Origin of the sequence: Telmatobacter sp. DSM 110680, from assembly GCF_039994875.1 — a bacterium.
GTDB lineage: Bacteria > Acidobacteriota > Terriglobia > Terriglobales > Acidobacteriaceae > Telmatobacter.
The window spans coordinates 1,943,015-1,969,337 of sequence record NZ_CP121196.1 but is presented as its reverse complement, the minus strand read 5'-3'; the positions used below and the strand labels follow the sequence as shown (position 1 = coordinate 1,969,337).

General features: G+C 57.6%; 22 protein-coding genes. 12 read left to right on the top strand and 10 right to left on the bottom strand.

Features of this window, described 5'->3' with window-relative positions; genetic code table 11:
• Positions 1–28: 28 nt before the first annotated feature.
• The 4 genes from preA to P8935_RS08165 form a co-directional block, all read right to left on the bottom strand.
• Entirely contained in the window at positions 29–1,450 is a 1,422-nt protein-coding gene (gene preA, locus P8935_RS08180; protein WP_348264499.1) for an NAD-dependent dihydropyrimidine dehydrogenase subunit PreA, read from the bottom strand.
• Positions 1,443–2,771 (bottom strand): FAD-dependent oxidoreductase, encoded by a 1,329-nt coding sequence (locus tag P8935_RS08175; protein WP_348264498.1) that lies wholly within the window; start codon positions 2,769–2,771, stop codon positions 1,443–1,445. Before P8935_RS08175 ends, preA begins: the two co-directional genes overlap by 8 nt.
• A 97-nt stretch (positions 2,772–2,868) precedes the next feature.
• Positions 2,869–3,738 (bottom strand): nitrilase-related carbon-nitrogen hydrolase, encoded by an 870-nt coding sequence (locus P8935_RS08170; protein ID WP_348264497.1) that lies wholly within the window; start codon positions 3,736–3,738, stop codon positions 2,869–2,871.
• Between the two features lie 126 nt (positions 3,739–3,864).
• Positions 3,865–4,344 (bottom strand): nucleoside deaminase, encoded by a 480-nt coding sequence (locus tag P8935_RS08165; protein ID WP_348264496.1) that lies wholly within the window; start codon positions 4,342–4,344, stop codon positions 3,865–3,867.
• Positions 4,345–4,387: 43 nt separating this feature from the next.
• On the opposite strand from P8935_RS08165, the gene allB reads away from it, so the two are divergent.
• From allB to pucL, 10 genes are all read left to right on the top strand, one after another.
• Positions 4,388–5,746, top strand: coding sequence for an allantoinase AllB (gene allB / locus P8935_RS08160; RefSeq protein ID WP_348264495.1), 1,359 nt, complete (start codon positions 4,388–4,390; stop codon positions 5,744–5,746).
• Positions 5,743–6,969: an allantoate amidohydrolase gene (locus P8935_RS08155; protein ID WP_348264494.1), complete on the top strand. Its 1,227-nt coding sequence runs from the start codon at positions 5,743–5,745 to the stop codon at positions 6,967–6,969. Before allB ends, P8935_RS08155 begins: the two co-directional genes overlap by 4 nt.
• Positions 6,970–7,002: 33 nt before the next feature.
• Positions 7,003–7,740, top strand: coding sequence for a (S)-ureidoglycine aminohydrolase (gene allE / locus P8935_RS08150; RefSeq protein WP_348264493.1), 738 nt, complete (start codon positions 7,003–7,005; stop codon positions 7,738–7,740).
• Between the two features lie 2 nt (positions 7,741–7,742).
• Positions 7,743–8,987 carry a M20 family metallo-hydrolase gene (locus tag P8935_RS08145; RefSeq protein WP_348264492.1) on the top strand — a complete coding sequence of 415 codons (1,245 nt, stop codon included), beginning with the start codon at positions 7,743–7,745 and terminating at the stop codon, positions 8,985–8,987.
• A gap of 76 nt (positions 8,988–9,063) precedes the next feature.
• Positions 9,064–11,325, top strand: coding sequence for a xanthine dehydrogenase family protein molybdopterin-binding subunit (locus tag P8935_RS08140; protein WP_348264491.1), 2,262 nt, complete (start codon positions 9,064–9,066; stop codon positions 11,323–11,325).
• The gene (locus tag P8935_RS08135) at positions 11,322–11,825 is read left to right on the top strand and encodes a (2Fe-2S)-binding protein (RefSeq protein WP_348264490.1); all 504 of its coding nucleotides are present in this window, start codon (positions 11,322–11,324) and stop codon (positions 11,823–11,825) included. The genes P8935_RS08140 and P8935_RS08135 overlap by 4 nt, the downstream gene beginning before the upstream one ends.
• The gene (locus tag P8935_RS08130) at positions 11,815–12,693 is read left to right on the top strand and encodes an FAD binding domain-containing protein (RefSeq protein WP_348264489.1); all 879 of its coding nucleotides are present in this window, start codon (positions 11,815–11,817) and stop codon (positions 12,691–12,693) included. The genes P8935_RS08135 and P8935_RS08130 overlap by 11 nt, the downstream gene beginning before the upstream one ends.
• Positions 12,690–13,199: a 2-oxo-4-hydroxy-4-carboxy-5-ureidoimidazoline decarboxylase gene (gene uraD, locus P8935_RS08125; protein ID WP_348264488.1), complete on the top strand. Its 510-nt coding sequence runs from the start codon at positions 12,690–12,692 to the stop codon at positions 13,197–13,199. The genes P8935_RS08130 and uraD overlap by 4 nt, the downstream gene beginning before the upstream one ends.
• Positions 13,196–13,525: a hydroxyisourate hydrolase gene (gene uraH, locus P8935_RS08120; RefSeq protein ID WP_348264487.1), complete on the top strand. Its 330-nt coding sequence runs from the start codon at positions 13,196–13,198 to the stop codon at positions 13,523–13,525. Before uraD ends, uraH begins: the two co-directional genes overlap by 4 nt.
• Positions 13,526–13,529: 4 nt before the next feature.
• Positions 13,530–14,372, top strand: coding sequence for a factor-independent urate hydroxylase (gene pucL / locus P8935_RS08115; protein WP_348264486.1), 843 nt, complete (start codon positions 13,530–13,532; stop codon positions 14,370–14,372).
• Here pucL and P8935_RS08110 read toward each other — a convergent pair.
• Positions 14,369–14,956 carry a nucleotidyltransferase family protein gene (locus tag P8935_RS08110; RefSeq protein WP_348264485.1) on the bottom strand — a complete coding sequence of 196 codons (588 nt, stop codon included), beginning with the start codon at positions 14,954–14,956 and terminating at the stop codon, positions 14,369–14,371. The genes pucL and P8935_RS08110 overlap by 4 nt on opposite strands.
• A gap of 94 nt (positions 14,957–15,050) precedes the next feature.
• Between P8935_RS08110 and P8935_RS08105 the strand changes: the two genes are divergently transcribed.
• Positions 15,051–16,490: an APC family permease gene (locus P8935_RS08105; protein WP_348264484.1), complete on the top strand. Its 1,440-nt coding sequence runs from the start codon at positions 15,051–15,053 to the stop codon at positions 16,488–16,490.
• Here the strand turns inward: P8935_RS08105 and P8935_RS08100 are convergent.
• Positions 16,452–16,949 carry a DUF2165 domain-containing protein gene (locus P8935_RS08100; protein ID WP_348264483.1) on the bottom strand — a complete coding sequence of 166 codons (498 nt, stop codon included), beginning with the start codon at positions 16,947–16,949 and terminating at the stop codon, positions 16,452–16,454. The two genes, P8935_RS08105 and P8935_RS08100, sit on opposite strands and share 39 nt — an antisense overlap.
• Before the next feature lie 465 nt (positions 16,950–17,414).
• On the opposite strand from P8935_RS08100, the gene P8935_RS08095 reads away from it, so the two are divergent.
• Positions 17,415–21,410, top strand: coding sequence for a TonB-dependent receptor (locus P8935_RS08095; RefSeq protein ID WP_348264482.1), 3,996 nt, complete (start codon positions 17,415–17,417; stop codon positions 21,408–21,410).
• A 67-nt stretch (positions 21,411–21,477) separates the two neighbouring features.
• Here the strand turns inward: P8935_RS08095 and P8935_RS08090 are convergent, their stop codons facing one another.
• The 4 genes from P8935_RS08090 to P8935_RS08075 form a co-directional block, all read right to left on the bottom strand.
• A complete protein-coding gene (locus P8935_RS08090; protein ID WP_348264481.1) occupies positions 21,478–22,674 on the bottom strand; it encodes a hypothetical protein in 1,197 nt (398 codons plus the stop codon).
• Positions 22,671–24,065 carry a hypothetical protein gene (locus tag P8935_RS08085; protein WP_348264480.1) on the bottom strand — a complete coding sequence of 465 codons (1,395 nt, stop codon included), beginning with the start codon at positions 24,063–24,065 and terminating at the stop codon, positions 22,671–22,673. Before P8935_RS08085 ends, P8935_RS08090 begins: the two co-directional genes overlap by 4 nt.
• A gap of 205 nt (positions 24,066–24,270) precedes the next feature.
• Positions 24,271–25,884 carry an L-aspartate oxidase gene (gene nadB / locus P8935_RS08080; protein ID WP_348264479.1) on the bottom strand — a complete coding sequence of 538 codons (1,614 nt, stop codon included), beginning with the start codon at positions 25,882–25,884 and terminating at the stop codon, positions 24,271–24,273.
• A gap of 51 nt (positions 25,885–25,935) precedes the next feature.
• A complete protein-coding gene (locus tag P8935_RS08075) occupies positions 25,936–26,319 on the bottom strand; it encodes a hypothetical protein (protein WP_348264478.1) in 384 nt (127 codons plus the stop codon).
• Positions 26,320–26,323: the final 4 nt, after the last annotated feature.

Genomic DNA, 26,323 nt, shown 5'->3' with positions numbered 1-26,323 from the left:
GATTATTTGAGCTCGCATTCCGTCGAAGCTACGACCGCTGCGGTTCCACCGCGCACTCAGCGCCATGCGTGCGCTGATCCCACGTCTCCGCGGGAACTCCACCATCGACGCGCACCATGGTGATGCAATTGTCCACTGGGCACACCAACGCGCACAGATTGCAGCCTACGCACTCGGTTTCATCCACGCGAGGAATCTTATTGAGCGGCGTAGGATACGGACCGTGATTCGCCGCCGCTGCTGTGCGCTCCTTGCGCGTCACCGGCGTGCAGGCAATCGACGTTCGGGTGCGATCTTCAATCATCGCGGGCGTGTCATGCACCTCTGCCGGGCCGTCAACAGGGCCCTCCACGCGATCAAGGTGGATGCATTGATGGGCGCCGTCCCAGCAGGCAATGTGGCACAGATCGCAGCCAATGCACTTCTGCTCGTTGATGTGCGCCACAATCTTGTAATTCAAATTCAGATGCTTCCACTCGGTCACTTTAGGGACGGACAAACCGCGGAAATCCTCAATCGTTGCGAATCCCTTCGACCGCATCCAGTTCTCAAGGCCCTCGGCCATATCTTCGACTACGCGGTAGCCGTAATGCATCACTGCCGTGCAGACCTGAACCGTACCGGCACCGAGGAGCATGAATTCAACCGCATCGCGCCACGTTGAAATGCCTCCGATACCCGACAGCGGAAGCGCCGCCTCAGGATCACCCATGATCTGTTGCACCATATTCAGCGCGATCGGCTTTACCGCCGGCCCGCAGTAGCCGCCATGCGAACTCTTGCCATCCACATTCGGCCGCGGCACAAAAGTATCCAGATCGATCCCGGTAATTGAATTGATGGTATTGATTGCCGAAAGCCCATCGGCGCCACCGCGTTTTGCAGCGCGTGCAATCGTGCGGATGTCGCTGATATTGGGTGTGAGCTTTACTAGCACCGGCGTGCGCGCTTTTTCCTTCACCCATGCCGTGATCATCTCGGTGTATTCAGGAACCTGGCCAACTGCCGAACCCATGCCGCGTTCGCTCATGCCATGCGGACAGCCGAAGTTTAATTCCAGGCCATCAGCCCCGGCATCTTCGGCGCGCTGCACAATTTCGTGCCACGCTTCGCGGTTCGATGCCACCATCAGAGACGCAATAATCGCGTGATAGGGATAGCGCTTTTTCACGAGCGCCATTTCGCGCAGGTTTTCTTCGACGCTTCGGTCGCTGATGAGTTCGATATTGTTCAGGCCCATCATGCGCTGGCCATTCCAATCCGTCGCGGAATAGCGCGAACAAACATTGGTCACGGGTTCGCCAATGGTCTTCCATACTGCTCCGCCCCAGCCAGCGTCGAACGCGCGCATGATCTGCTCGCCGCAATTGGTGGGTGGTGCCGAGGCCAGCCAGAATGGATTGGGCGCATCGATGCGGCCTGCGAACTGATGTACGCGAATATCAGGCATAAGCCGCCTCCGCAATCTTCAGGATGGCCTGCGCGGCGCGCTTGCCGTCGGCCACCGCGTCCACCACTTCGCGACCGCCATTCGCGCAGTCACCGCCCGCGAAGTAACGTGAATTGCCGGTCTGCCCCGTTTCCGGATCGGTTACGATCACTCCGCCGCGCAATTCAATGCGGCGCAACTCTTGCACCAGCTGGGCAAACGGAGACTGCCCGATTGCCGGAACAACATAATCGCATTCAATGGTGTATTGCGAATCGGAAATCGGCAGTAGCGCCTTGTCTACTTCGCTCACCTGCACCGTATCTAGCAGAAGCCGGCCACGCTCGCTCGCGCGAATCGCATAAGGCTGCCGACGCCACAGAAACTGCACCCCCTCCTGCTTTGCGTGCTCGTATTCAAAGTCAAATGCCGACATATCGCTCTCGCCGCGCCGGTACAGAAGATAGACGGTCTCTGCCCCCAACCGCCGTGCCGCATTCGCCGCATCAATCGCGGTATTCCCGGCGCCTACAACAACTACCGTACCGCTCAGCTCGCGCAGACGCGCCGTCTTGTATGACGCGATGAATTCCAGCGCGTTCAACACGCCCTTCTGATCCTCGCCCGGAATATTCATGCGCTGCATCGCGCCCAACCCCACGCCGAGAAAGATAAAGTCGAATTCCGATTCGAGTTCTTCCAGCGCTTCGGCGGTTTCGATGGCGGCGCCTGTGCGAAACTCGACGCCCATGCGGCGAATCATCTCGGCCTCGCGCAGGCTGTCGGCCGCGCGTAGCTTGTACTCGGCCACTCCGTAGGTATTCAGCCCCCCCGGCAGATCCTGCCGCTCGAGGATGGTGGCTGAAGCGCCGTGTCGACAAAGTTCCGCCGCACAAGCCAGAGACGCCGGCCCTCCTCCAATACATGCAACCTGCACGTTGCGCGATCCACGCGGAGCAGTCAATAGTTCTTCGCCGGTCGCCTGGAACGAATCCATCGCGTAACGCTGCAGCCGGGCAATCTGAATGGGAGCATGATTGTAGCGATGCATCACGCAGGCGCCTTCGCAGAGCACTTCCACGGGGCAAGCCTTGGCGCAGCTTCCACCCAGGATATTGGCGTCAAGAATACGAAGGGCCGAACCGCGAACATTGCCGGTGCTGATGCGCTTGATAAATCCAGGTACGTCGATGTGCGTCGGACAGGCGCCGGTGCAGGGCGCGTCAAAACAGTTCAGGCAACGATTGGCTTCAATTACTGCGGCTTGAGGCTCAAGCGGCGGTTTAATGTCGCCGAAGCGTTCACGCAGCAGAAGATCGTCGGGTAAAGTTGCGGTACTCATGGAGACCTCGGGAAGCATCTTTGTTCTCTGCTGTCTTTCTGGGCTATCTTGCCTTTCCTTCATAGGAATTGACGAAGGTTCATAGCGCCAGGTTCCGTCAAGACGCAACCAGCGGCCCGTACATATCAGGCCGGCGGTCGCGGAAGAATTGCCAAGTCCTGCGCACTTCCGCGATCTCTTCAAGATCGAGATCGGCGGTCAGCACCTCGTCTTTATCGCGCGAAGCCTGGGCGACTATTTGGCCACGGGGGTCGGCGAAATAGCTGGAACCATAGAACTCGCCGATGTTCCACGGGGCTTCTGTACCGACGCGATTGATAGCAGCTATAAAGTATCCATTGGCGGCGGCGTGCGCCGGTTGCTCAAGTTTCCAGAGGTACTCGCTTAGCCCCGCGACAGTTGCGGACGGGTTAAAAACAATCTCTGCGCCATTGAGGCCCAGGCAGCGAGCACCTTCGGGGAAATGCCGGTCGTAGCAGATATAGATTCCGATCTTCGCGAAACCGAGGTCGAATACCGGGTAGCCGAGATTGCCCGGGCGGAAATAGAACTTCTCCCAGAAACCGGGCGCGACGTGGGGAATGTGAGTTTTGCGATATTTTCCCAGGTATGTCCCGTCGTTTTTCAGCACGGCGGCAGTGTTGTAGAAGATCCCTTCCTGCTCTACCTCGTAGACCGGAACCACCATCGCGATATGCAGTTCCCTGGCGAGGTCCTGCATCAATTTCACGGTGGGGCCATCGGGTACCGACTCGGTGGTCTCATACCACTTCGGCGATTGCTCTGCACAAAAATAAGGGCCGTTGAAGATCTCCTGCAGGCAGACGATCTGCGCCCCGTCACTGGCAGCCTTCCGAATCAGCCCCAGGTGCTTGTCGATCATCGCTTTCTTTTGCGTCGCCAGCGGCTCAGTCGCGGCTACGGCATTGGAAGCCTGGATGATGGAACATCGGACTACGCGCGGCATTCGGCGGCTACCCCATCAGCAAACTTTACGAGTATTAGACGTTATCGTATGCGCCTCGCAATGGGCAACGGCTATGTTGCCGCAGCACAAGACGGAAATTGTTTTGGCTCAGCGAATTCCAGCCAATCAATAGGCGATTTTGTTGGGTGAAGCGATCCAGGCGGCAAAGCTCGACCAAGCCTCATCGCGAAGCGCCTGCACGGCGGGAAGCGACCGGCTCGCGGGATCTTTGCGGAACTCCTCGTAAAGAAAGGCATCGTCGAAGCCCGCCTTGGCTGCATCTTCCGCGCTGGAGCCATAGAAGACCGCATCGAGCCGCGCCCAGTGCGACGCCGCCAGACACATGGGGCAGGGCTCGCAACTGGTATAGAGTTCGCATCCTGCCAGAGAGAACGTGCCCATTGCCTTGCACGCCGCGCGGATCGCCGTTACCTCGCCATGCGCCGTCGGATCGTTCGTGGCTGTCACCGTGTTGACACCCTCCGCAACGATTTGGCCATCGCGCGCAATCAGCGCGGCAAAGGGTCCCCCCCTTCCAGAGGTCACATTCTGGGTGGCGAGCGCGATGGCACGGCGCAGAAAATCCAGATTGGGCTGAGGCTCCATGGGTGCTTGCCTTTATAGTCCACGAAGGTAAAGTAAACACAGTATGGCACAGGCCTTACGCTCAACTCGTGTCCTGACGGCCGAAGGCCTCACACCCGCCACCGTAATCATCGATGGCGAGAAAATTGCGGCTATCCGCGCCTGGCACGAGGTTCGGCAGAGCGAAGACCTCCACGACTTCGGCGACCTTCTTCTTCTTCCCGGTCTGGTCGACTCGCATGTGCATATCAACGATCCCGGTCGCGACTGGGAAGGCTTCGACACGGCAACTCGGGCAGCAGCCTCCGGCGGCGTCACCACCCTTGTCGACATGCCGCTTAACTGCGTTCCCGAAACCGTAACTGTTGAAGCCCTCGCGGTGAAACGCCGCGCGGCGAGCGCCCGAGCCTGGGTCGACTGGGCTGCATGGGGAGGCGTAGTTAAGGGCAACGCTGATGAGATTCCGGCGCTGGCACAGACCGGCGTGCCGGGATTCAAATGTTTCATGATCGACTCCGGAATCGACAGCTTCGCGTGGGTGGACGAGAACGCTATGCGACGGGCTCTCGATAAGCTGCGCGGCACGGGGTTGCCGCTGCTGGTTCACGCTGAAGTTGCCGAACCTGTCGAAGAGGCGACCAGAGCGCTCAAAGATGCGAATTGGCAGAGGTATTCAACCTACCTGGCGTCGCGTCCCGATGCGGCCGAGGTCGAGGCAATCCGTCATCTTATCCGTCTGGCGCAGGAATATCAGACGCCCATCCACATAGTGCATCTTTCCAGCGCCAAGGCTCTGCCGATGCTGGCGGAGGCGCGAAATCACGGCGTTCCGATCACGGTGGAGACTTGTGTGCACTATCTTGCTCTCGCTGCCGAGCAAATTCGGGATGGCGCGACCGAATTCAAATGCGCGCCACCGATTCGCGATGAAGCCAATTGCCAGCAACTTTGGGCAGCCCTTGAATCCGGATTGATCGATCTCGTCGCCACCGACCACTCGCCTTGTCCGCCTGCGATGAAGCGTCGCGACGCGGGGCGCTGGGACGTGGCCTGGGGTGGAATTGCAAGCCTCGGACTTGCTCTCCCGGTGCTGTGGACCGTTATGCGCCAACGCGGCTTGAGCACTGAAGATGCCGCTACCCGAGTTGCAAAGTGGATGGCAGCGCGACCAGCGCGACTCGCCGGACTGCTCAACAGAAAGGGATCAATCGCAGTCGGCGTTGACGCCGACATCGCTGTCTTCGATCCTCACATTTCGTGGACCGTCACTGAAAGTGACCTGCACTTCCGCCACAAGCTCTCTCCTTATCTTGGTGCGAAGTTGCGGGGTCGCGTGCAGGAAACCTGGTTACGCGGCGAGCAAGTCTTTTCGGACGGACAATTCCAGGGCGATGCGCGGGGACGAGAGATGGTGCGCACGTGAGCGAGCGCGCGGAGCGAGCCATTGAGGAATGCAGGCTCATTGCGACAATGAGCGAAGAGCCCGGCCGGACCACCCGCCGTTTTCTCACCGCACCGTTTCATCAAGTTCATCATCATCTGCGCACGCGCATGCAGAGCCTCGGCATGGACGTGTTGGTGGATGCCGTGGGTAATCTTCGCGGCCTCTGGACGTCCTCCTCTGGCTTATCGAGCAAGCGTCTAATTCTCGGTTCACATATCGACACGGTGCCCGACGGTGGGCCATTCGACGGCGTCCTTGGGGTCGTGCTTGCGCTTGAATTGGTCGAGTCTGCGAAAAGGCTGAAACTTCCTATCGACATTGAAGTCATCGCATTCTCTGAGGAAGAAGGAGTTCGATTCTCCTTCCCCTTTATAGGCAGCCGCGCTGTCGCGGGTCGATTTGATCCCTCGATGTTCGCGCTCAAAGATGCCAATGGCACAACCATCAAGCAGGCAATCGAAAACTTCGGCATCGATTTAGGCAGACTCGAAGAAGCAGCCGCCGACGCCGATGCCGTGGGTTTCGTAGAAATTCATATCGAACAGGGGCCGGTACTCGAAGCTGAAGGCCTCAGTGTGGCCGCGGTTACCAGCATCGTCGGCCAGACCCGTCTCGATCTCAGGGTTACCGGCCACGCCAACCACGCAGGCACTACTCCGATGCGCCTGCGCCGTGATGCCGTCGCCGCCTCGGCCGAATGGATCAGCAAAGTCGAAATGCTCGCCGTCGAAACCGACGGCCTTGTAGCCACTGTTGGCAAAATGGAAGTGCATCCGAATGCCGGAAACGTGGTTGCAGGTTCTGTCGATCTCAGCCTTGACGTTCGCCATGTGCACGATGGCACTCGTCGCACTGCTGTCGACGACCTGCTCAAACACGCCGACGCAATCGCGACGCGTCGGGGGCTGAAGCTTGAATGGAACAAAAAGATGGATGAGCCCTCCGTTCCCATGGATGAGCGACTTACTGCGTTCATGACCGACGCGATCGAGGCCGCTGGTTTCCCCGCCAAATCTATGCCCAGCGGTGCCGGCCACGATGCGATGATCATGGCGCGCCGCATGCCTACCGCGATGCTTTTTCTCCGCACCCCCGGCGGCGTCAGCCATCATCCCGGTGAATCTGTCCGCGAAGAAGATGTGGAAGCAGCGGTGCGCGTCGGCGAAAAATTCCTGCAACGGCTTTCCGCTGCGGTTGGTTAGAATCGGAAAACGCAATACGCGAGAGGTCCACGATTGCATCACCTGGGAGCAACCCGAAGCAGCCTGAAGCACGATCATCTTCTGCAGACTCCAGACACCTTTGTACGCATACCACTTCCGGGCGCAAACGGAGTCGATTTCATCGTTCACGCGAGCCCACAACTGGGCGCTAACTTCACGCAGATGACTGCTGAGTTTTCCGCTGGAGGAACTCTTGTGGCCGCTTCAGGACAGCGTTTCATTTACGTGCTCGAGGGCGAACTTGACCTGGTGATTGCCGGGGACCGGCACCCTCTTGGACCCGGTGGATTCGCATTTCTGCCCGCCGGCACCGATCACTCATTCACTGCCATGGAAGCCGCGAAAGCGGCCTTGATTGAGAAGATTTACGCACCCATTGCCGACGGCCCTGCCGCGGCGATCGTCATCGGCAATGAAACCTCTGTTGCCGAAGTCCCGCTGATGGGTGACTCCTCTTTGCGAGTCCGCTCTCTCCTGCCAAACACCGACGAGTACGACTTCGCGGTCAATACCATGACTTACGATCCCGGAGCCGGCCTCAGCATGGTCGAGGTCCACGTGATGGAACACGGTCTTTTGATGCTTGAAGGCGGCGGCATCTACAAACTCGGCGATTCATGGTATCCCGTCGAGGCCGGCGATTTCATCTGGATGGCGCCGTATTGCCCGCAGTGGTTTGGAGCGATCGGGAAGAAGCCTGCGAAGTATCTCATCTACAAAGATTGGCGACGCCACCCGCTTGGAGCATGACCATGGAGATGCGCGCCTCCCTCTCCATCGACCGGCTCATCGCCGAACTCAACGCGTTGGCGCAAATCTCCGCTGCGGAGCCTCCAGTCGTCACCCGCGTCGTCTTCAGCGAAGCTGACCAGCGTGCCCGTGCTTACGTAAAAAGCCTGTGCCAAGGTGCAGGGCTTGACATACACGAAGATGCCATCGGCAACACCTTTGCCCGTTGGCAGGGCACGGAACCGGACCTTCCCCCCATTGGCACCGGGTCGCATATTGACGCTATTCCCAATGCCGGTATGTACGACGGATGTGTGGGAGTGCTCGGTGGACTTGAGGCTATCCGTGTTCTGCAGCAACTGGGATACAAGCCGCGCCGTTCCATAGAACTCGTCATCTTCACGGCGGAAGAGCCGACGCGGTTCGGTATCGGCTGCCTTGGGAGTCGCATGATGGCTGGCGTGCTCACGCCTGCACAGGCAGTCGCGCTGCGCGACAAGGAGGGCCGAAGCCTCAAAGATCTGCGCATTGATGCCGGATTCACCGGACTTCTCGAGTCCGTCACGCTCTCCGCCGGCCGCTTTCATCAGTTCCTCGAACTTCACATCGAGCAGGGTCCAATCCTTGAGCAGGAAGGCCTCGATATCGGCCTTGTCACCCACATTGCGGCACCGGCCAGCATGCGCATCCTCATCGAAGGAGAAGGCGGCCATGCCGGTGGAAAACTGATGCCCGGGCGCAAAGATGCGCTGGCTGCCGCCGCAGAACTCGTGCTCGCCCTCGAGGCAGCCGCCAAGTCAACCGGCGCCATCGATACCGTGGGTACCGTCGGCGTTTGCGAAGTGTTTCCCGGAGCCGTCAATAGCATTCCATCTCGCGTAAAGCTCGAAACCGACATTCGCGACATCGATGCTGCGCGCCGAGATAGCGTGATCGAAACGCTGAAAGCCGCCTGCGCCGAACTTGCGCAACGCCGTGGAGTCGCGATCAAAACGGAGATGGTCAACGCCGATCCACCCGCGACCTGCGATGCGGCAATCCTCGCAGCCATGGAGCAAGCCGCGAAGGATGCCGGCAAAACGTACAAGAAGATGGTGAGCCGCGCCTATCATGATTCGCTTTTCATGGCGCGGATTGCTCCGGTCGCCATGCTTTTCATTCCTTGCCGCGGTGGCGTAAGTCATCGCCCAGACGAATACGCATCACCCCAGTGGATCGGCAGCGGCGTGAACGTGCTCGCACGCACTCTGGCAGCCCTGGCCTCGTAGCGCGGGCGCTTTCAAACTTGGCCGCCCCGTTGTATGCTATGCGTCAACCTGTGCGGCGCTTCGACCTTCCCCAACCATGAGCGCATCTAACAAAAACCGCGTTGTCGGCACCTCCGTTCCCCGCAAGGAAGGCGTTGAGAAGTTGCGTGGCACAGCGCGCTATATTGACGATATCCGGCACGAGGGAATGTGGCACGGAGCGACGGTGCGAAGTGCGGTTCCGCATGCTCATATTCGTTCCGTTGCATTTGATAGCAAGATCAACTGGAGTGAATTTACTGTAGTCAGCGCGGCGGATATTCCCGGTCAGAATCAAATACAGATGATCGTGGCCGATCAGCCATGCCTTGCTGATCGGCTGGTTAATCACTGCGAAGAAGCAATCCTGCTGATTGCTCACCCTGACAAGCACAAGGCTCGCGAAGCCGTGAATGCCGTGCACGTTGAATACGATCTACTGCCGCCGGTCTTCACCATCGAAGAAAGTGAAAAACAGCAGACGGTTATCTGGGGTTCCGACAACTGCTTCAAAAGCTTTTTGCTCGAAAAAGGCAACGTCGACGCGGTCTGGGACAAGGCAGCACACATCATCGAAGGAGAGTACCGCACCGGCGCGCAGGAGCATCTGTACATCGAAAACAACGGCGTGATCGCCGAGTACAGCGCGAAAGACGGCATCACGGTCTGGGGTTCCTTGCAGTGTCCCTTTTATGTGCACAAATCGCTGCTCGCCGTCTTCAACCTGCCGCCCGAACGTGTCCGTGTCATCCAGACTGAGACCGGCGGTGCGTTCGGTGGAAAGGAAGATTACCCTTCGGTGCTCGCATCTCACGCCGCCCTGCTGGCGATGAAGAGCGGTCATACGGTGAAGATGGTCTACGACCGCATCGAAGATCTCGCCGCGACCACCAAGCGCCATCCCTCGCGTGTGCGTCATCGCACTGCACTCGATGAGAATGGCAAACTCCTCGCGATGGACATCGACATCGCCACTGACGGGGGCGCCTACTCGACGCTTTCATCGACTGTGCTATCGCGGGCGACGCTGCACTCGCCTGGCCCGTACGTCTGCCCCAATGTTCGTGTGCTCTCGCATGCGTGGGCCACAAACAACGTTCCGTACGGAGCGTTTCGCGGATTTGGCGCGCCGCAGACAGTGTTCGCCGTCGAGCGCCATATGGAAGAGATTGCTGCCACCATCAGAATGGATCCGATCGAGCTGAGGCGCAAGAATTTCATCCACCAGGGAGATACGACCGCCACCGAGCAACTGATGCGCGAACCGGTCCTCCTCGACAAACTTCTCGATCGCGCCCTCGCCGAAAGCGACTTCTACAACAAGCGGGCGCTATTTGCGAGAGACAACGCACACCGTCCCGTCAAGCGCGGCATCGGCATTGCCGCGTTCTATCACGGCTCCGGCTTCACCGGTTCGGGCGAGCGTTACCTCAATTCATTGGCCGGCATCGATGTGACCGCTGAAGGAAAAGTGCGCGTGCTGGTATCGAGCACAGAGTTCGGCCAGGGTACCAACACGGTGCTCACGCAAGTCGCGGCGGAAACTCTGGGGCTGGACTACCTCAACGTGACGATGGCTCCACCTGACACGAATATTGTTCCTAACAGCGGACCCACTGTGGCCTCCCGCACCGCCATGGTGATCGGGCGCATCGTAGAGCGGTCGTGCCTGCAACTGATTGCAATGCTGCGCGAACAAGCCGGTCTTGGCGAAGATTTCTCCTGCGACGAATTCTTTGCGGCATGCGAACGGCTGCGGAGTACGCATGGCGAGGTTGTCTCGCTCTGCCGCTACGAGGCGCCTCCGGGAATTTTCTGGGACGACCAGAAATATCGGGGGGAAGCCTATCCTGCCTTTGCATGGTCTGTGCAGGTAGCACAGGTCGCCGTTGACACTGTCACTTACTCCGCGGAAGTTGAAGAGTTCTGGTCGGTGCAGGAGGCGGGCCGCGTCATTCATCCGGTGCTTGCCGGAGGACAGATCGAAGGCGGCATCGCACAGGGCATTGGCTACGCGCTCTACGAAAAAGTCATCCTGCAAAACGGCCGCATGGCTAACAATCAGATGACCAACTACATCATGCCGACCGCGGAAGACGTTCCGCCCATCCACATATTCTGGGAAGAGCTTCCCTTTGAGCACGGCGGATTTGGCGCAAAAGGCATCGGCGAATTGCCTCACGACGGGCCGGCACCGGCAATCCTCAACGCGATCAGAAATGCAACGGGCGTCAACTTCAACTCCACTCCACTGCTACCCGAAGATCTGTTCGTAAAGCTCAGCGTTCAGCGAAAAGTGGAGGAGCCGGCAAACGCATGACCGTGCCCTCCGCCACAATTCAATTCGAGGTGAACGGTGAAGACAAAACTGTCTGCGTTCCTCCGATGAAGCGCCTGCTTGACGTACTGCGCGAGGATCTGCAACTCACCGGAACCAAGGAGGGATGCGGCGAGGGCGAGTGCGGCTCCTGCTCGGTGCGCATGAATGGTGAACTGGTCAACAGCTGCCTCGTCCCGGTTATGCAGGCTGAAGCCGCAACCATTGAAACCGTGGAAGGGCTAGCACACGAAGGGGTTCTCCATCCTTTGCAGCAGGCATTTTTACAATTTGGCGGTGCGCAATGTGGTATCTGCACGCCGGGCATGCTAATGGCGGCCAAGCATCTGCTCGCGCACAATCCCCAGCCATCGATGGCCGAAATTCGCGAAGGGCTCGCCGGTAATCTTTGCCGCTGCACCGGATTTATTCGCATCTTCGAGTCCGTCGTTTCAGCAGCCGATGCCGGGAGTGCCAATCCGCAGGAGACTCATGCGCGGTAACGCGGCCGAACACGAATTGGTTGCGCCCGGCTCACTGCCGGCGGTACTCGATCTTCTGGCCTCCGCGCCCGGGCAGTGGATGCCCATCGCTGGGGGCACAGAGTTGATGGTTGCGTTTGCCGCAGGGAGGCTGAGCGCGAATAAACTCGTGAGCATTTGGAATGTCGAGGAGCTTCGCTTCAATGACACAACTCCCAATACACTCATAATCGGTGCGGGCACAACCTTCGGCGACATGCGCTCGAACGCCTTGATCGCGGCGGAATTTCCCTTGCTCAGCAAGGCCGCAAGCTGGATTGGCTCCATAGCGAACCAAACTCGGGCAACTCTCGGTGGGAATCTCGTCAACGGTTCACCAGCCGCTGACTCATCCCCTGCGCTGCTTGTTTACGATGCTGAGGTTGAGTTCATTTCCGTTCGCGGCAAACGGCGCATGCCCTACTCTGAGTTTCACACTGGCTACAAGCAGAATGCGATGACCGCCGATGAGTTGCTCTATGCCATCCATCTTCCACGCCGTTTCAACAAGCATCGGCAATATCTACGAAAAGTGGGCACGCGCAAGGCGATGGCAATCTCGAAGGTCGCGCTGGGTGCAACAGCTCTGATGAATGACGGCATGATCGATGAGATTCGGGTAGCCGCTGCAAGCCTCGCGCCTTTCCCTGTCCGCCTCACGTTGACCGAAGCTGTGGTCGCCGGGAATTCACCAATACCCGAAATGATCGAAGCAGCTCGCCACGCCCTGCTCACCGAATCGCAGCCCATCGACGATATCCGCTCCAATGCGCAATATCGTAAAGTCGTAGGCGCAAATCTCCTCGAAGAGTTTTTCCACAGTCTGAGTCGGGAGCCGGAAGCAAGATGAACGCGGTGCTCGAATCATGGAATCAAGCCGATGAGGCCAGCGCGACTGAAGCCATGCTTGCCTGTTGCGGCGCACACCGATGGGCGGCTCAAATGATTGCGTTACGGCCCATTGCGAACATTGCCGCCCTAAGCGAAGCAGCCGATCAGATTTGGGCAGCGATGAAGGAAGCCGATTGGATGGAAGCATTCGCATGCCATCCACGCATAGGCGATCGTAAAGTCGCCCCTCTGTCAGAGAAGTCGACTGCGTGGTCCTTACAGGAACAGGTCGGAACCAGCGGCGCCACAAATGATGTCATGCGCGAATTAGCCAACGGCAATGCAAAATACGAACAGCGCTTTGGTTTCATTTACATTGTGTGCGCCACCGGCAAGACCGCAGACGAGATGCTCACCATCCTGAAGCGCCGTCTCGCCAACGATCGCGTGGCAGAATTAAAAGAAGCCGCAGAGCAGCAGCGGCAGATCACGCAGATTCGGCTGGGAAAGTGGTTAGTTTCATGAGCAAGATCACGACGCACGTACTGGACACTGTCATCGGCAAGCCCGCAGCCGGCATCGCAGTCAAGCTTGAACGCCAGGAAGATCAAGATTGGGCATCCATCGCCAGTGCAGAGACGGATCGTGACGGACGCTGCGCAAATCTGGCACTCGACGCCGTACCTGGAACGTACCGGCTAACCTTCGCGACTGGCGCGTATTTCTCACAGCACGGTCGAACCAGCATCTATCCTGAAATCGCGATCACCTTTCAATGCAACAGTAACGCGCACTATCATCTCCCGCTCCTCTTGAGCGACAACAGTTACACAACGTACCGAGGAAGCTGAACCGATGGCTAGATTGGGTGAGAATCGCTATGGCAAAGCGCGGGTGCGCCTGTCGCGGATCACGCGAACCGCTGAGCGCCACGAGTTCAATGAGTGGGCTGTGCGCGTGCTGTTGCAGGGCGACTTCGAGAGTAGCTTCACCGCGGCGGACAACAGTAAAATCCTGCCGACAGACACGATGAAGAACACCGTCTACTCCCTCGCTCACAGTTCAAGCGCAGCCACCATCGAGGAATTCGCGATGGAACTCGGGGATTACCTGCTCAGCAATAATCCGCAGGTCTCCAAGGCCTGCATCGAAATCGACGAAAAGTGTTGGGAGCGGCTTGAACTAGACAGCGACCCTGAAGCGACAACATTCAGATTGGCCGGCCCTGAGTTGCAGACCGTCCAGGCGGAACGTGAACGTGGGGGCGGTTGGGTCGTTGCTTCCGGTGTAGATGGGTTAACTATTCTTAAAACGACCAATTCCGCATTCACCGGCTACATTAAAGACCGTCTGACTACGCTGAAGCCGGCCATCGATCGCATCTTCGGAACACGCGCGACCATCAAGTGGGATTTCGTCTCGCCTACCCCAAAATTTTCTGAAGTTCGCGCTAGAATCATCTCCGCATTGCTAAAGGAATTCGCCGCACACCACAGCATGAGCGTCCAACACACATTGTTTGATATGGGTAAAGCCGCGCTCACCGCGGCCCCTGAAATTGCGCGCATTCACCTCACCATGCCGAACCTGCATCATTTGCTTGCTGATCTCAGCCCGTTTGGGCAGGACAATCCCAATCACATCTTCGTCCCTATCGACGAGCCGCACGGCTACATAGAAGCGACCATCGAGCGCTAACTCTTCAGGTCCTCTAAATCTTCCGGGCTATCGATATCGATCTCGCCACCCGCAAGCGGGATCGAAATGACGGGCCATGGCGGCTTTGCGAGCAAGGCGCGCGCCCCTTTGTCTCCGTGAAGCCCCATCAGATCGCATACCGCCTGCCTTGGAAAAATTGCCGGAATGCCGCGTGTTCCACCATAGGTCGACACGATCGCCGTCGGAGCCGATTGCGCATACGACATCAGGATCAACCGATGCAGATGCTCGGCTGTCACTCGCGGCTGATCGCACGTCATCAACAGCAGGCCTTCCGCGGTTGGGGCTTCAGCCTGCGCTGTTTTTACGCCGGTTCTGATCGAACTAGACAGTCCCTCTTCCCACTCATTGTTCACGACGATCTTCGTTTTGTTGAAATCGATCGAATTCTCAATGAGGTCGCGATGGGCTCCAAGCACAACGAAGACCGGCGATGCGCCAGCCTCCGTAGCGCATCGGATTGCGCGTTGCAGCAGCGGTTCGCCGTCAATCAGGATCAGTTGCTTCGGCTCACCCAGCCTGCTGCTTGATCCTGCGGCGACAATGATTGCAGCGACAGACATCGGCAACAGTCTACCCCGCTCTGCTTGACTTCAACGGAAGCACAGGCAAGACTAGCTCAACTAGCAAGACAAATCTGAAGCGGAAGGCGGACTGGTGGGCAACCAAAGCAACGCGGAGGCGAAAGTGTATTCGGAGGGCAGTCCAAAAGAGAATTATGGGCTGCACGCCGGCGTTTTGGGTCCATTGGAGACGCTCGCTCAATCCGTCTCCGCCATGGCGCCATCCACCTCTCCTTCGCTTACTATCCCACTCGTATTCGCCATCGCCGGCAACGCAACCTGGCTCGTCTACCTGCTAGCTACGGGCGCTACCTTGATCGTCGGTTTCTGCGTCAGCCGCTTTGCGCGTCTCTCTGCTTCTCCCGGTTCGCTCTACACATACACGGCAGAAACACTGCCAACCATCTTTGGAGTCGCGGCAGGGTGGGGACTGCTGCTCGCGTACCTGGCCACCGCAGCCTCAGTCGCGGGCGGAGCGCTGTACTACACCAACGTACTTTCGCAGCAATTCCTTCATCGGACACCGCCGGTTCTTCTCACGCTTGTTGTCATCTGCCTTGCGGCGGGATTTGTTGCTTATCGCGATGTGAAGCTTTCCGCTGAATTGATGCTCTGGATAGAAATCTGTTCCGTCAGCCTTATCTGCATTGTCCTTACAGTGATGCCGGTCCACTTCGGATTTCATCTGGACATGGACCAATTCAGGCTGCGCGGCGTTTCCTTCTCCAGCCTCGGCCCCGCTCTGGTACTCTCCATGTTTAGTTTCGTCGGCTTTGAAAGCGCCACCACACTAGGCAGCGAAGCGCGCAATCCGTTGCGCACTATTCCTCGAGCCGTAATACAGTGCGCCATCCTTGCGGGAATCTTCTTTATGCTCTGCTCCTACTCCGAAGTGCTGGGGTTTCGCGGCGAATCTGGCAAGTTGAGCGATACTACGAGCCCGCTCCATATTCTTGCCGATAAGGCCGGAGTATCGCCGCTGGGCACGGGCATCGATTTCGGTGCGCTCATCAGCATGGTCGCGTGCGTGCTTGCCTGTATAACCGCGGCCTCACGCGTGCTCATGCGGATGGCGCGAGAAAGACTGCTTCCCGTCCTCTTCGAAAAAACAAGTGAGCGACACACCTGTGGCGGCCATTGTGTTGTCCACGTGCGTTGTTTTCCTTCCTACAGCTGTAATGGCGATGCGCGGAGTCAGCGGATCCGACGTGTACGACCTGCTCGGCTCTCTATCGGTCTTCGGCTTTCTGACAGCGTATGCGCTCGTTGCACTGGCGTTGCCGTTTGCGCGACGTGCACGCGGTCAGCATTCACACTTCGTCGCAGCAGTCAGTGTCATCGCGGTTCTGGTAGTGATTCTGATCGCCGTCTTCGATCTACGCTCCACCGCCGACATTGCCCACGCGCGGCTTCCCTACATCTACCTGCTCTACATCGCGACTGGCCTCGCCTGGTACGCACTGAAGCGCAAGCGGACGGCAGTCGTCTGAACGCGCTAGGCCTGCGTATCGTCGTCGGACTGCAAAATCAGTAGCATCGCGAATCCCACAATTACGAACATGCGAAATGCTTCTTCCTGTCCGTTCCACGTGTGTGACTGCCACATCAAAAACCACTCGCCGCCTACATCGATAAAAGCCACCAGCCACATCAGCAGTGAGAGCGTCAAGGCCATGATGGCCAATCGTTTCTCAGCATTGAACGCATTGGCAGGTCGGCGCAACGCACGTACCAAGTTCCACAGCCCCCACCACGCAAGGATCGCGGTTATTAACTCCCACACGATGATGAGCCAGTAGAACAACAGATGCATGCCCGGTGACGACATCGCTCGCCACATCCCGTGATTCCCGGGAGACGTTGAATCCATCGACAACACATGCTGAATGAATTCATAATTCGAGTTGAAGTCCGTCAGGTTGTTAAACACCACCAGCGTGTAATACAACGCGACTCCCGCTAGCAACAGCAGTTTCGCTGAGCGCGTAATCATCGGTAAACCTCGTCTTGCTAAGGCTGTGAGCCGATTCACGCGTTGGGTTATGCAACGGGAAAAGACGGTGAATTCGGCACGCACCATGCTAGCGTCTCATTGGCTGCTGTCCAGCTAAATTGATCTACCAAGCGCGCATCGGCTGATTTTGCCAGTTCCATTCGCGAATTGTGGAAAACCAGGCGTAATTGACGAATAACCGGTCGAAAATAGCGCCTCAGAAGAACTGCGAATCGTTTGCAAGTCGCTGAATCCAAGCAATCCTTAGATGAATTTTATGCGACGATTGCTATTCTTAGGTCACGCTGAGAATTCCAGACTCCGTGCAAAAACCAGCCAGCAGACGTGTATCCGTCGGGATCAACTTTCAATTTCTCGACGATTGGCAACTCTGAACTCATCTTTGTGCGCTTTTCCAATTCAGCTGCGGGAAAGCTCATTTCAAGGCCAGCAATGAGGTATTCCATGCGCATTCGTTCTCAGATGATCTCCCGGCTGTTTGCATTCGCGACAGTCGTAGCGTTGTGCTCCTTCACACTTTTAGCTCAGCAGACGCTCGGCGGTCTCACCGGCGAGGTCACCGACGCATCGGGCGGCGTGATTCCCAACGTACAAATCACCGTGGTAGACGAGTCGACTTCGTTGACCCGCACCACCACGAGCAATGGCTCGGGTACCTACTCGTTGGTGAATCTGCCCATCGGAATCTACACGCTAACCTACAAGGCCGATGGATACGATGTGCAGAAGACGCAGCACATCACCGTGCAGGCTAATCGAACCGCAACTGTGAACGCGGCTCTCAAGGTCGGCCAAACCACAACCACAGTTGAAGTGGAAGCTTCGCCTTTGATGAATGCCGTTGACACCACTGTGGGATACGTCCTCGACAAAACTGAAATCGAAGACGTGCCCCTCGCGACTGGCAGTTTTACAGGCCTTGCAACACAATCGAGCGGCGTAAGCGCTGAGCTGGGCGGTGGCACTGGAGCCAACTCGGGCCTTGGCAACGCGCCAATCTGGGCCAATGGCCAGCGAGACACTTCGAACAGCTTTCTGCTGAACGGCGTCGATGCCAGCAACTTGTTCAACGGCAAAAGCACCAGCCAGGTCTCCTCCGCGCGCGTTATCAACAGCACGGGCGTGCAGACCAGCCCCGGCGGCGGCGGCGGCGAAATCCCTTCCGCTGCCTCCATCTATCTCTCCATCGGAAACGCCATTCCCACACCTGCCCCGGAGACGATCGCCGAGGTCCGCGTCAATGCTTCGATGTATGACGCGACCCAAGGTTCAACCTCAGGCGCGCACATCGACTTGAGCACCGCCTCGGGCACCAACAACTATCACGGCGCACTTTACGCACACCGCGGCACAAACTGGATCAATGCCGCGCCCTTCTTCTTCAATCAGGATCCCAGCGTTCCGTCCTACGACAAGGTTCCGGAACTGCACCGCTATATTCTTGGCGGCAGCATCGGTGGGCCGATCATCAAGGACAAGCTCTTCGCCTTCCTCTCTTACCAGCATCTTCATGTGTCCGATCAGGAAATTGGCGATTCCTTCCTCGATGTTCCAGTCGGTCTCTCCGATGACCGTTCGGCAAGCGCGTTGACCGACATCACCAACAACTCCTTTGGCGAAAACATCGGCAACCCCGACGTCGCAGTCTCGAGCATTGACCACAATGCCCTGGTCTTGTTTAACTCACCAGCGCTGCCCGGGGAACCCGGCAAGTGGCTCATCCCCAATGATGCACTCGGCGGAATTCCTCCCACCATCACGCATCTCGATAACGCGTTTATTCCGGGAACCGGGCGCTTTGGTGCGGACCTCGCCGTAGCCGACATCGATTACAACGCGACCAAAAAAGATACGCTCAGTCTCAAATACTTCTATCAACACGATCCCACGATTTCGCCGTATTCCTATTCGAGTGTTCCTGGCTTCGCCGAGCATCTCGATTCCGGCGCGCAAGTCTTTTCCATCAGCAACAGCTACCTCGTCAAGCCGAACCTAAGTACTACAGAGACCATTGGCTTCATCCGGGAAAAGAACTGGGCCGATAACGAGCAGGCGTTCGGTCCCAATTCCATACCCGGCGGCGCGGCTGGCACCGGGTCGATCAACATGTTCGGGTCCAACTATTTTCCTGGTATCTCGATCTTCAACATTCTCGGTCAATATCAGCCCAGCGGCATCACCAACGTCTACCTCAACATCGGACCAAACGCCGAAAGTCAGTCCTCGAATACCGGCGTGTTCCAGAACCGGCTTGCTCCCTCCGGAACAGCAATCTGGATGCTGGGCAAGCACACGCTCAACTTCGGCGCGAGCTACTCCTACACGCAGCTCAACACCATCGACAAGCGCACTGGCACCGGCACCATTGCTACTGACGACTTCAGCCAATTCGTACAAGGCTTCGTAACCCCTGGCAGCTCAGCGACAGGCTTCTACGTAACCTCGTTTCTGCAGGGCGATGCCAGCCGCTACTACCGCGCAAACCAGCTCGGAACCTATCTCCAGGACAAGTTCCAGATCACTCCGACTCTTTCCCTAACCGCGGGTGTTCGCTATGACTGGGACGGAGGCCTCACGGAAAAATACGGCCGCATCTTCAACTTCGATCCCTCGTCCTACAGCTACAGCGCCGCCAGCGACAGCATCGACAACACCGGCCTCATCATCGCCGGCAACAACGCCAACGGCACTAAGGGCGTAAGCGCCACAACCCTCACCGGCCGCCAGTGGGGCATCGCTCCTCGCATCGGCGCCGCGTGGCAGCCGGGGATGTTCCACAGCAAGCTCGTAGTCCGCGCCGGCGCAGGAATGTATTACGATCGCGGCGAATTATTCAGCTACCTCTCTCCCGGATATGCAATTGGCACTGTGACCGGCGGCCCGTTCGGCGTTAACCAGCAATTACCCTTCGTCAATGTCTCATCGTGCCCGTCCTCATCGCAGTCGCTCTACGGCGATTACGGGTCGTACTACATTCCCACCTGCGGCGGTAACGGTGGTTACGGTCCGCCAACGGCACTCCCCACTAACGCAGAAGGCAATCTCGAGAATCCCTACGGCACTACGTTGCAGCACCCTGCGCCATCGAATCCGAAGGCCTCGGACCTTGCCAACTATCTGCCCAATGCCTACAGCATTGAAAACTACGGTGATGGCGCTCCGGGCGTCATTAACAACGGTCAACCCATTTCGCTAGGTGTCTACAACCGCGCCAACAAGCTGCCCTACACGTTCAACTACACGCTGGATGTCCAGTGGCAGCCACGCAACGATCTGGCCATCGAACTCGGCTACGTAGGCAATCTCGGACGTCACCAGGTCATTCCCTTGCCCTTCAACCAGCCGAAGATCGCGTCAACTTCGGCTCCAACACTCGGCGGCGGCGCATATCAGCAGAACTATAGCTACGGCTACGATGTGCTTGGCGCCACACTGCCCGATGGAAGTGGCTACCAGGCTAACTACGAAGGCGGCAACGTCGATCTGCGCGTTCCCTATATCGGCTATGCCGCTGAGTCTCTTTCATACGTGGCCGCCGGCGTCGATGCCTACAACGCCCTGCAGGCGCATATCGAAAAACGCATGAGCCACGGCATCCAGGTCGGCGTCTCCTACACCTGGTCCCATGCACTGGATGAGCAAAGTGGACTGGGCCTCTTCTACAACGGCAACAATCCTCTGAATCTGCGCAGCGGTTACGGTTCGTCGGATTACGACCGCACGCACGTGACCACTTTCAACTACATCTACCAGATTCCCGGGTTTGCCAGGAAGAACTCACTCGTGGGAAAACTCGCCGACGGATGGTCGCTGGTCGGACTCACTGTGCTGCAGAGCGGCCAGCCCTACAGCGTCATTGATTTCTCCGGTGCCATCGGCAGCATCTACTACTCGACCGCCGACGGCATCACAAACCCTGTCGTCCCGCTTGCCAACGGATGCACCGCGAAAACCGCACTCAGCGGTCACTCGGGTGCATGGACACCTGTACTCGGCCAGGCAGGCGCCGCGTTGAAGGCCTCCTGTTTCACGCTTCCCTTGCTCCCGGCCGGCGGACTGAACGGCGCAATCCCCACCTCCGATCCTTATGAAACAGGATTTACCAGTGGACAACGCAACATCTTCCGCCAGGCATTTCAGAAGCGCGCAGACGCTTCGCTGGTGAAGGAGACGAAGCTGACAGAGCGTTACAGCCTCAAGTTCACCTTCGATGTCTACAACCTTACCAACACCACAAGTTTTGACATTCCCGGCAACGAAGTTTCACAGAACGCGTTCTACAACGCCTTCCCCTCGGCCGGAGAACCTGTGCTTCCCAGCGGTTGTAGCGGCACCGGCCCCTGTAATTCGCTGTACAGCTTCCCATCGGGACTGGGCATCGTGACACACACGATCGGCAGCCCGCGGCAGGTCCAGATGTCACTGCACTTCGACTTCTAATTTCAAAGTTGGAACGCAAAGGCGATCACTTCGGCGATCGCCTCTTTTTTTAGCGATGTGCAACGCGTCAAGGTTGTGGAGTTGTGACCGCGGGCTGCGCCGGTTGCGGCGAAACTCCCTCCACATCGGAATCTTCCGTTGGCAGGATGCGCATCTCCGAACGGAAGATATGGTAGGAGTGATAGACGGTGTCGTTCACCGCCGTGTTCTTGGGGTATACGTACGCGTCAGGGCGGCAATTGTAATCGGCGCACTGTCCTTGCTGAACGTTCACCCGGTTCATTGCACGCGAAATGGAGACACTCTTAGTGGGGCATACGTATTGCTGCCCTGCAATCTCCACCGGGGCATACTCCACCAGCACGTCCGCCCGGTAAATGGGGTGATTCGAAGGGATATCGGTTTGGATGGTGAGGCGAAGAATAGCCCCCGTATCCGGATCGACGGAGATTTCGCCATGATACGAAGGGTGCATCTCAAAGATGTGCCAGCTATTCGTGTTGCTGAAACAGCAGTACTTCACTTCGTAATGCGATTGATCCTGCGGCACGGAATAGCGAAACACTGCCATGGCCCCGTTCCTCACCTGCTCCCAATGACCCCAGCCCATTTTTCCGCTGAAGATATCGGTGACAACGATCTGCAACAGCGGGCCGAATACACCCCAGTTATACAAACCTCGCTGGTGTTCGGGATGGTTGGGAGACAAGACCACAGCCTCTGCTCCATCGCGATAGGTGACGGTTTCCTTAGTGGTATTGGTGAAATGAAAGGGCTGATCTTCTACCACTGCAACCGCACCGCCGACGTAATCGACTTTCAAATTTTCAAAGCGATTGGTGTTGCGGCTGACGATGAAGTTAGGTAGCCGCGGCAGCGTCTGTCGAATGTAATCCGTGGCTTTGTTAAGGATCGTGCCCTGCGTGTCGCGATCGGGTGAAGCGAGTTTGGGGATTTCACCTGCAGGAAGGTTCTGAAAGGCAGAGGTATCTGCGAGAACCAGGAGAGCTTGACGTGACTTCTCTCCAGGCAGGCCGGCCTGGAGTTTCTCCAGCCGCAGCGTGCTTAGACGCTCGCTCAGTTCCAGCTTGCCAAGTTGTTTGGCTACATCTTTGTCTGACTTCCCATGATCGGCAGCTAGCGTTTCTTCCAACTGCACAATCGTCGTTGGTTCAGAAGCTCGCGCAGTAAGTTCAGTTGCGAGGAGAAATACCAGAAGCAGCCCAATCCTGCGGATCGCCTTATCCTTCCGTAATAAAGTCATGGCTGCTTCCGTGGAATTCCAGGCTGCGATTCAGCGGATGATGGTGAATCGGCGTCCTTATCAAACGCGTCCGTGGGTAGAATGCGCGTATCACCGCGGAAGGCGTGATACGAGGTGTAGATCGTGTCGCGGACAACCGTATCTTTAGGGTGAACGAAGAGCCCGTGCGTGCAGGCCCCATCTGTGCAGTGGCCATCCTGAATCATCACGGGAACCGGAGCTACCGAGATGGAAACACTCTTCGCGGGCAGCAGATATTCCCGACCGCCCAATTCGACTGGCCCGTATTCCACCATGACCTTTGCGCCATAGATGGGTTGGCCCTCCGGGATTACAGTTTCGATTGTCAGGCGAAGTATGGCGCCGGTCATCGGATCCACGGCTATTTCTCCATGGTAAGCGGGAGTGAGGGATTCGTAGACATTCCAAAGTTCTTTCCCGCTAAAATCCCATGTCTTGCCGCTGGTGAAACAGCAATACTCCACATCGTAATTCGATTGATCGGCCGGCACGTCGTAATGAAAAACGGCCAGCACGCTGCGTGTGCCCTGCTCCCAGTGGCTCCACTCCGTCTTGCCGCCGGAGACGTCATTGACCACAACCTCCAGCAGAGGACCGAAGACACCCCAGTTGGTAAGGCCGGATTGAGGAGGGACCTTCCGATGCTCCGCTGGCGGGAGTCCCGCCACTTCCTCTGCGCCATTGCGGTAATTCACGGCTTCGCTGTTCTTCCCGATGAAGTGATAAGGCTGATTTTCTACCACGGCAGCCGCAATCAACGGAGCCACCGAAACCGTCGCTTCCAGTTCGACTTCAGTCTTGGTTTTCGCCCACTCCTTCGCCGCCTCGGAAGAACCGCTAAGGGTGACAACTTTCAAATTGTCGAATTGTGACGTATTACGTGAGATGACGAGATCAATCTGCCGGGGCAAAGCCTCGCGAATATAATCAGCAACCTTGCCGAGTATTTTGCTCTGCGAATCGCTGTCGGGAGCGGGGACTTGCAGAATTTCCTCGGCGGGAAGATCGTGAAAGGCCGAGAGGTCAGAGAGTACCAGCAGCACCTGCCGCGACTTTTCACCAGGGAGAGCGGCCTCAAGTTTCTTCAACCGCGCTGTGCTGAGGCGCTCTGTCAGTTCGAGCTCGCCCAGCTGTTTCGCCAGGGCCTTGTCTGGCTTCCCGTGCGCCGCGGCCAATATCTGTTCCAGATGCGCAATCGTAGCTGGCTCATAGGCTGACGCCGGTAACGGAGCGAGAATCACAAGCAGAACAGCAAAGTGGAGTTTCGCAATTTTTGAGGCCCATCGCATCGCCGTGTCTTTCCGAGTCAGCCCTGCAATTGAGACGTCTTCGCCGCAACGCAGGTTCTGCGCATAGCTTCTCGCGCTCATTCTTATCGTCAGGGCGCGGGAAAAAGCTGTCATCCCAATGCAGACTCCGCGGTCCGATGCGCTGAAGCCGCGATTCGCATGAGATGAATGAACTGGCGATTATAGCGCTCTTCAAGATCCGCCGCATTTCGAGGCGTTTTCTGCATTTCTTCGACAGACACCCATCGAAGAATCGGCAATCGAATAATCCACCGTAAAGCCTAACTCACCAGCGTTCAAATGCGACGTTTCCATTTTTCGTGAAAACCGAGTGCTTTTGGAATTCATTGTCGTCCCGACGCGGATAATCACTGCGAAAATGGGCACCGCGGCTCTCTTGACGAGCAAGAGCGGAGCATAGGATCGCTCCAGCTACGCGGGCCATACACTGTCCTTCGAAGAGACTGCGACTCATCTTTCCGGCCTGCACAATCTCCCACAGGCAGACTTCGCATTGTGCCTGCGCCTGCAGCCCAGCCTCAAGGCTTGAGGCAGAACGCAGTAGCCCCCCATCCGCCCACATCGCACGTCGCAAGCTGAGGACCTGTTGCGCAACCATTGCTGCATCGTCGCTTCCCAAAGGCCGATTTTCAAACGGATCAGACGGAACCGGTACCAGGGACAATCGGTCTTCAATCATTGCCTGGGCCGCGCGCGCACCGAAAACCAGTCCTTCGAGCAAGGAATTTGATGCGAGTCGATTGGCGCCGTGTACGCCCGTACAGGCAACTTCACCCGCCGCATAGAGGCCGGGCACCGAGGTCCGTCCCGCAAGATCGGTGCGAATCCCACCCATGAGGTAATGTGCGGCCGGACGCACCGGAATCAGATCAAGCGCGAGGTCCAGTGAATATCTTGCGAGGAATTTGCTGATGCCGGGAAATCTCTGATGAAGATCAACATCCCTCACATGGCGCATATCGAGATAGACTGGGCGCGTTTCACCCTCGTCGCCTAAACCCTCGCGGGTGATAGCGCGGGCAACCACGTCGCGCGGAGCCAGTTCAAGCAGTGGATGATAGCGCTCCATGAAGCGCTCGCCACGATCGTTGCGGAGATAAGCACCCTCCCCACGAAGCGCCTCGGAAATCAGAAAACGCGGCGCTCCCGCGAGCGAAAACGCGGTCGGATGAAATTGATAGAACTCCATGTCCGCTAATTCAGCACCGGCTTCGAGAGCGAGCGCGAGGCCATCGCCTGTGGCAACCTCGGGATTCGTGGTATCGCTGTACACCTGCCCGGCACCGCCCGACGCAATGAGAATTGCGCGAGCACTTATCCGTTTAGGGTTCAGCTGCTCGTTTTCAAGTGGATTTGCCGAGGCAAGCTCAGCCCCGACCACGCGACCATCGGCCAGCAGCAAATTGGTGACCATTGTCCACTCAGCAAACTTGATCCGAGGGTGCGCATGAGCATATTCGACGAGGGAACGACTGATTTCCGCGCCCGTCGCGTCTCCGTTGGCATGCAGAATACGCGGCAGTGAATGCGCGCCTTCCCGTGTACGCATCAGCTTGCCACAGTCCGCGTCGAAGCGCGTTCCCCACTCAATCAACTCGGCAACTCGCAGTGGACCCTCTGCCACAAGCACCTGAGCAGCCGGCTGAAACACGAGCCCATCCCCGGCTGAAATTGTGTCTTCGAAGTGAAGAGCTATGTCCTGGGCATCGTCCGCTAATGCCACGGCGATCCCTCCCTGCGCATAATGCGTGTTCGACTCGCCGAGCCATTCCTTCGTGATAACTAAAACTTCACCATGATCGGCAAGTTCGATGGCAGCACGTAACCCTGCCACCCCTGCTCCCATCACCAGAAAATCCACTGAAGATGCCAATGCCATCAATGTCGAGGCTATCATCCGGTTCGAACGGGAGATACATGCCGAGCGGTTTTACGCATGCGCGGCCTTGGCTTTGCTTTTGAGCACAAAGCCAAGCATTTCTGCACATTTCTTCACCAGTGCGTAAGGCCCAGCATCCACTCCAAGCTGACAGTCGGCCCATGACTTTGCGTTCGCTCGCGACGATGCACTCATGGCGAGGATCAATGGACGCGGGGTGTGCTGCTGCGCCAGAAATGCAAGGCCTTCGCATTCGTCGGCGGTAAGCGAATGACACAATACGATCAGATCAAACTTGCTACGTTTCATTGCGGTCACCGCTTCGGGCAATCGTCCCGCACCCTCCACAGTAAAAAATGCTCCTAATATCATCTCTCTCGTTCTCAGCAGCATCTCGTCACGGCTCACAACCAGCACACGAGCATGAGAATTCATAAAC

Excerpts from the sequence above, each read along its gene's own strand:
- preA (WP_348264499.1), bottom strand. The coding sequence starts at position 1,450 with ATGCCTGATATTCGCGTACATCAGTTCGCAGGCCGCATCGATGCGCCC.
- P8935_RS08175 (WP_348264498.1), bottom strand. The coding sequence starts at position 2,771 with ATGAGTACCGCAACTTTACCCGACGATCTTCTGCTGCGTGAACGCTTC.
- P8935_RS08170 (WP_348264497.1), bottom strand. The coding sequence starts at position 3,738 with ATGCCGCGCGTAGTCCGATGTTCCATCATCCAGGCTTCCAATGCCGTA.
- P8935_RS08165 (WP_348264496.1), bottom strand. The coding sequence starts at position 4,344 with ATGGAGCCTCAGCCCAATCTGGATTTTCTGCGCCGTGCCATCGCGCTC.
- allB (WP_348264495.1), top strand. The coding sequence starts at position 4,388 with ATGGCACAGGCCTTACGCTCAACTCGTGTCCTGACGGCCGAAGGCCTC.
- P8935_RS08145 (WP_348264492.1), top strand. The coding sequence starts at position 7,743 with ATGGAGATGCGCGCCTCCCTCTCCATCGACCGGCTCATCGCCGAACTC.
- P8935_RS08140 (WP_348264491.1), top strand. The coding sequence starts at position 9,064 with ATGAGCGCATCTAACAAAAACCGCGTTGTCGGCACCTCCGTTCCCCGC.
- P8935_RS08135 (WP_348264490.1), top strand. The coding sequence starts at position 11,322 with ATGACCGTGCCCTCCGCCACAATTCAATTCGAGGTGAACGGTGAAGAC.
- P8935_RS08130 (WP_348264489.1), top strand. The coding sequence starts at position 11,815 with ATGCGCGGTAACGCGGCCGAACACGAATTGGTTGCGCCCGGCTCACTG.
- uraD (WP_348264488.1), top strand. The coding sequence starts at position 12,690 with ATGAACGCGGTGCTCGAATCATGGAATCAAGCCGATGAGGCCAGCGCG.
- uraH (WP_348264487.1), top strand. The coding sequence starts at position 13,196 with ATGAGCAAGATCACGACGCACGTACTGGACACTGTCATCGGCAAGCCC.
- pucL (WP_348264486.1), top strand. The coding sequence starts at position 13,530 with ATGGCTAGATTGGGTGAGAATCGCTATGGCAAAGCGCGGGTGCGCCTG.
- P8935_RS08110 (WP_348264485.1), bottom strand. The coding sequence starts at position 14,956 with ATGTCTGTCGCTGCAATCATTGTCGCCGCAGGATCAAGCAGCAGGCTG.
- P8935_RS08100 (WP_348264483.1), bottom strand. The coding sequence starts at position 16,949 with ATGATTACGCGCTCAGCGAAACTGCTGTTGCTAGCGGGAGTCGCGTTG.
- P8935_RS08095 (WP_348264482.1), top strand. The coding sequence starts at position 17,415 with ATGCGCATTCGTTCTCAGATGATCTCCCGGCTGTTTGCATTCGCGACA.
- P8935_RS08090 (WP_348264481.1), bottom strand. The coding sequence starts at position 22,674 with ATGACTTTATTACGGAAGGATAAGGCGATCCGCAGGATTGGGCTGCTT.
- P8935_RS08085 (WP_348264480.1), bottom strand. The coding sequence starts at position 24,065 with ATGAGCGCGAGAAGCTATGCGCAGAACCTGCGTTGCGGCGAAGACGTC.
- nadB (WP_348264479.1), bottom strand. The coding sequence starts at position 25,884 with ATGGCATTGGCATCTTCAGTGGATTTTCTGGTGATGGGAGCAGGGGTG.
- P8935_RS08075 (WP_348264478.1), bottom strand. The coding sequence starts at position 26,319 with ATGAATTCTCATGCTCGTGTGCTGGTTGTGAGCCGTGACGAGATGCTG.